Origin of the sequence: Sphaerochaeta sp. UBA5836 (assembly GCF_002432845.1) — a bacterium.
In the GTDB taxonomy this organism is placed as follows: Bacteria; Spirochaetota; Spirochaetia; order Sphaerochaetales; family Sphaerochaetaceae; genus Sphaerochaeta.
Genome location: NZ_DJGW01000118.1, coordinates 569 through 5,385, shown reverse-complemented (window position 1 = coordinate 5,385; position 4,817 = coordinate 569). Strand labels below are relative to the sequence as shown.

Here is a 4,817-nt window from a genome sequence, read left to right as displayed (position 1 = left end):
CGAGTCCCTTCTCAGCCTGGAGAGGGCGTTGCGCCTCAGAAATGACCGATACAACCGTATTGCTGGAAGATCCTCCTCATTGGGCCCTTCCAGCAACTGGTATGGTCTCAGGCCAAGAAGCTGATGGGCTTCTTCCCTGCTCACTGCCGACAGTTGATTCTCTTCCATGATCTCCTGCAGGTTTTTCAGCTGCTCGAAGCTCAAGGAGAACAAGAACTCATCCAATGCATACACGACTTCTTCATCTCTTCCCCGATCACGGAGAAAGTCATGCCACATCGGAGGCAGCCGAAACGAGAGCTGCAACAACTCCACTGTTCCAAGCAGGGTGCCGAGGACAGGAACCAAGGTATGCCTGACTTCCCAGAGTTGCTGCATCAGCGGAGCAAAAGAATCGGCTTGGGCATTGCTTCGCTCCTCCCACATGCGCACCAAGTCCCTGGTCGCCCGGCGGGTCCAACTCTCATTTCCAAGGCTGTCCGAAATAATGGATATGTACAGGTCTTCAGCCATCAATGAAAACAGGATGGCATGATAGCAACCAAGAATCTGTTCCAGTTTGGGCGTCAAGCATGCATGCTTCTGGGCGATTTTTCGCAGAAACCCGAAGAGATGGAGCTTGGAGATGGTAAAGGACCTCCCCAGCGAGGCTTTCGTAGGCAGGTTCACCACTTCTTCGATGCCTTGATTGCTCAGCTTCGCAGCAAGCGTTTCCACACTGCGTGCCTTGGGTGAAAAGCCGAGGTCGGAAGTCAGGGAAGCAGACCGGTCTACTATTCCGGCAAGCATCTCCAAATCCTCCACCTTTCCATCAAGGAGTGAGGCAAGATTCGGCTCATGCACATACAGCAGTTCACGGCAATCGTCCAGTAAGCTGAATTCTTGTTCAGTAAACGCTACGATATCGCTCACAGAGCACATACCTCGATAGACATATAATGCTCAAACCATATGCTGGAAACAAGGAAATGTCCAGAACAAAACAAAAGCACCACCTCCTGGGAAGCAGTGCCTCTATCAAGAAAACCGTAAGCACATCATTCCATGAACAGACGCACAACCTCTTCATTATCCCGAGCCTGTTCGAGCATCCGCCTGAAGACTTGACTGGTGCAGGTGCGGGCAATGGAAGCAAGCAACTCAACATGTGCCGAAGCTTGTTTGGATGGAGCCAAAACCAAAAAGAAAATTCTACTCTTTTGACCATCGGGGGAGTCAAAGTCTACAGGGAAACGACTGATACCCACCACCATCACGACCTGCTCGACGACATCAGTCTTGGCGTGGGGAATGGCAATCCCATTGCCGATACCTGTCGATCCCAGACTTTCCCGGTTGAGGACGGCATCCAAAATCTGTTCAAACTGCTGTGTTGAATACCCCTTGGCTTTTGCTATCACCTCAACAAGCTCATTGATGATACCACGCTTGTCGGTGTGCATAAGCGGCACTTTGACCAGGTTCTTGTCCAATACATCCAGTACATTCATGCAGAGCTCCTTACGCTTCAAACTCTAGCCAGATATCGTCATCATCACGAACCACCAACACCGGGCAGGGTGATGTGCGCATCATCCTATCAGTCTCGCTTGCAAGCTCTTCGCGACGGGAACGGATATCAGTGATCCCTCCGAGCACAAACAAATCGGCTTTTTGTGCTTTCAACAGTTCCTTCACTACTATGTGCACCGTGCCTTCAAGCTTGACTGTTTCAATATCCACCTCTTTCTGGGAAGCCAGTCGTGCAGCATGCCTGAGGTAGCGGTCGGCATCCTGTTGTAAATCCTTCTGGTACTCATCCCGTTCAACGGCAACAAAAATGCCAGCCTTGACCAGCTCACTCAATGCCTTGGTATTGATCACGTACACTGCCGTCAGCTTCGCATCATGTTCCTTTGCCAGCTTGATCCCATACATGATGGCGGTCATCGAACTTTCAGAGCCATCCAGATACACGACGATCTGCTTAAATGGAACTCCCATGCAAGCCTCCCTTATCCATCGTATCATTATCGGCGCAAGAGGTCAAAGCCTGAACCTGAGACCCGGCCTGTTCCATACGGTCTTTTACAACCTTGAGCAGGATGAAATTCTCGCGCTCCTGCTCCTCGATGCGGCCACGCATCCAAGCGATGGTTTCCTTATTCTGGGGAATCACTATCTTTTCCAATGCATTGACCTTGCGGATTGTCTTTTTCACTTCCTTTGCAAGGCGCATGATGGAGACTTTGAGCTCGGCCAGCCTTCCCATCAATTGCAAGGTTGTCCGATACCGGTCAATGGCTAGTTCGCTGAGAATGCTGGTGTCCTCACTGCTGAAATAAGGGCTCTTGTCAACGAACGTGGTCTCCACCTTGGGGACCGAGACACCCATGACCCGTCTACTGCCAAGATTGATGGAATAATCGATGTTCACCGCTCCTCCGAGGTTTCCCACCCTCAGCCTGCCCATCTGCATGATGGCATCGCTGAGAGAGAGCTGGGCCTCGGCAAGGGATTTGACCACCCGGCTCTCATAATCGACGGCTTGATCGACCAACGTAAGCAATTCCACTACAAGAATGGAGCGCTTCTGGTCGAGCAGCTCATGACCGAGCTGGGCGAACTTGAGATCTTCGATCAACTTGAGCAGGTTGCTCCTGGTAGGAGCAAGCGTGGTATTCACCCTTCCTCCTTACTTGCCATAGTATTGGGCAATCTCCTCATCGGTAAGCCGCTGCAGCTCCTCGCTAGGCAATTTACTCAACGCCTCCCAACCCAAATCGAGTGTCTGCTCGATACTGCGATCCTCGTCGAATCCTTGATTCACAAACTTCTTCTCAAAGAAGCTGCCGAACTCCAAATACTGTTGGTCGAGGGTGGTCAACTCCTCTTCGCCGATAACCGAAGCGAGGTTCTGGACATCCTTCACATGACTATATGAAGCAAACAGCTGGTTGGCCAGGTGGGGATGGTCGGCTCGTGTCATCCCCTCCCCGATTCCGTCCTTCATCAGGCGGGAAAGGGATGGCAGACAGTTGATGGGAGGATAAATGCCGCGTGCCTGCATGCTCCGCTCAAAGACAATCTGTCCTTCCGTGATGTATCCGGTCAAATCGGGCACAGGGTGGCTGATGTCATCGTTGGGCATGGAGAGAATGGGCAGCTGGGTGATCGAACCACTGCGGCCGCTGATCTTTCCCGACCGTTCATAAATCTCAGCAAGGTTGGAATACAAATATCCCGGATAGCCTTTGCGGGAAGGAATCTCACCACGCATGGTACCGATCTCACGCAAGGATTCACAGTAGTTGGTCATATCTGTCATGATCACCAACACCTGCTTGCCCTTGTCGTATGCCAGATACTCTGCAAGCGTCAGAGCCGTCTTGGGCGTAATGGTGCGCTCGATCGAGGGGTCATCTGCGAGAGAGAGGAACAATGCCACATTGTCCAGAACTCCGGTTTCCTCAAAGCTGTCGATGAAAAACCGGGCTACGTCATACTTGACACCCATTGCAGCAAAGACGATGCAGAAATCTCCCGAGCTGCCACGCACCTTCGCCTGTCGGGCGATCTGGGCGGCAAGCTGGTTGTGATCCAGACCATTTCCACTGAAGATGGGAAGCTTCTGCCCCTGGATGAGCGTGGTCATTCCATCGATGACGGAAATGCCGGTCTGGATGAAGTCGCGGGGATATTCACGGGCCGTCGGGTTGATCGGCTCACCATTCACATCGCGCTCGGCAAGAGCGTGAACGGTACCTGAACCGTCACGGCTCCTACCCAGTCCGTTCATGACACGTCCGAGCATCTGCTCGGAAACACCAAGGGTCAAGGGTTCACCCATGAAGCGCATGCCGGTAGCAGGCAGGGTCAAGCCATCGGTTCCCTCGAACACCTGTACGACTACAACATCGTCACTGGTGTCCAGGACCTGACCTGAACGGTGCGACCCATCGGGTGCGAGAACTTCGACAAGCTCGCCGAAACCCACCGCATGGGTGTTTCGCATGTATACCAGCGGCCCGTCGATGCGGCTTACGCCCCGATACTCACGTCCACTGAGAAGCCGTCGGTCAGTTTGGGCCAGCAAGGTTTCCGCCTTAGTTCTCATAGATGCCTCCAATCTGATCAATCGAGCGTTCAAGACGCAACTGCAGCCTGTCGATGGTCTCCAGTTCGTCGCCCTTGACGGTCAGCCTCATGCGGACCATCTCCTGAACGGCCTTAAGCCTGCGTATCTTGACCATGGGTACACCCTTGGTGATGGCCTCAAGCCCCTTCTCATAGTAGGCAAGAATGACAGAGAGCATCTTTACCTGTTTTTCCACCGAGCAGAAGCGGTCGACTTCATCAAAGGCATTCTGTTGTAAAAATGCGGTCTTGAAGAGGGAACACACCTCAAGAATGAAGTTCTGGGTGTCAGGCAGGGCATCAGGTCCGACCAGCTTTACTATTTGTTGGAGTCGCACCTCTTTCTGCAGGAGATCCATGATTTTTTGTCTACTCAAGTACCAACTGCCGTCACTGTGGTCGTTCCACCACTGCTTCACATCTCCCAGATACTCGCTGTAGGATTCAAGCCAGCTGATCGCCGGATAGTGACGACTGCTGGCCAGCTGTCGGTCAAGACCCCAGAAACAACGAACAAAACGTTTGGTATGCTGGGTTACCGGCTCGGAAAAATCGCCTCCGGGAGGGCTTACCGCCCCGATGATGGAGACCGATCCAGAATTTCCTGAGAGGGTCTGCATGAATCCCGCCCGTTCATAGAACTGGGCGATACGGGTGGGCAGGTAGGCGGGAAAACCTTCTTCTGCAGGCATCTCCTCCAT

The 4,817-nt window shown here is 52.8% G+C and carries 5 protein-coding genes and 1 pseudogene; all 6 read right to left on the bottom strand.

The genetic code is table 11. The features are described 5' to 3' along the window. Positions 1–912, bottom strand: a 912-nt coding sequence (locus B3F49_RS12345; protein WP_293911460.1) for a hypothetical protein, incomplete at its 3' end; no start/stop codon positions are given. A 125-nt stretch (positions 913–1,037) separates the two neighbouring features. Further along, entirely contained in the window at positions 1,038–1,490 is a 453-nt protein-coding gene (locus B3F49_RS12340) for a PTS sugar transporter subunit IIA (protein WP_293895919.1), read from the bottom strand. Positions 1,491–1,500: 10 nt separating this feature from the next. Then, a complete protein-coding gene (locus B3F49_RS12335) occupies positions 1,501–1,983 on the bottom strand; it encodes a universal stress protein (RefSeq protein ID WP_293911458.1) in 483 nt (160 codons plus the stop codon). Continuing rightward, positions 1,967–2,665, bottom strand: a complete 699-nt coding sequence (locus B3F49_RS12330; RefSeq protein WP_293911456.1) for a V-type ATP synthase subunit D — start codon at positions 2,663–2,665, stop codon at positions 1,967–1,969. Before B3F49_RS12330 ends, B3F49_RS12335 begins: the two co-directional genes overlap by 17 nt. 9 nt (positions 2,666–2,674) lie before the next feature. Continuing rightward, the gene (locus B3F49_RS12325; protein WP_293911453.1) at positions 2,675–4,096 is read right to left on the bottom strand and encodes a V-type ATP synthase subunit B; all 1,422 of its coding nucleotides are present in this window, start codon (positions 4,094–4,096) and stop codon (positions 2,675–2,677) included. Next, positions 4,086–4,817 (bottom strand): annotated as a pseudogene (locus B3F49_RS12320) (V-type ATP synthase subunit A); the annotation flags it as partial. The gene B3F49_RS12325 and the pseudogene B3F49_RS12320, both read right to left, overlap by 11 nt.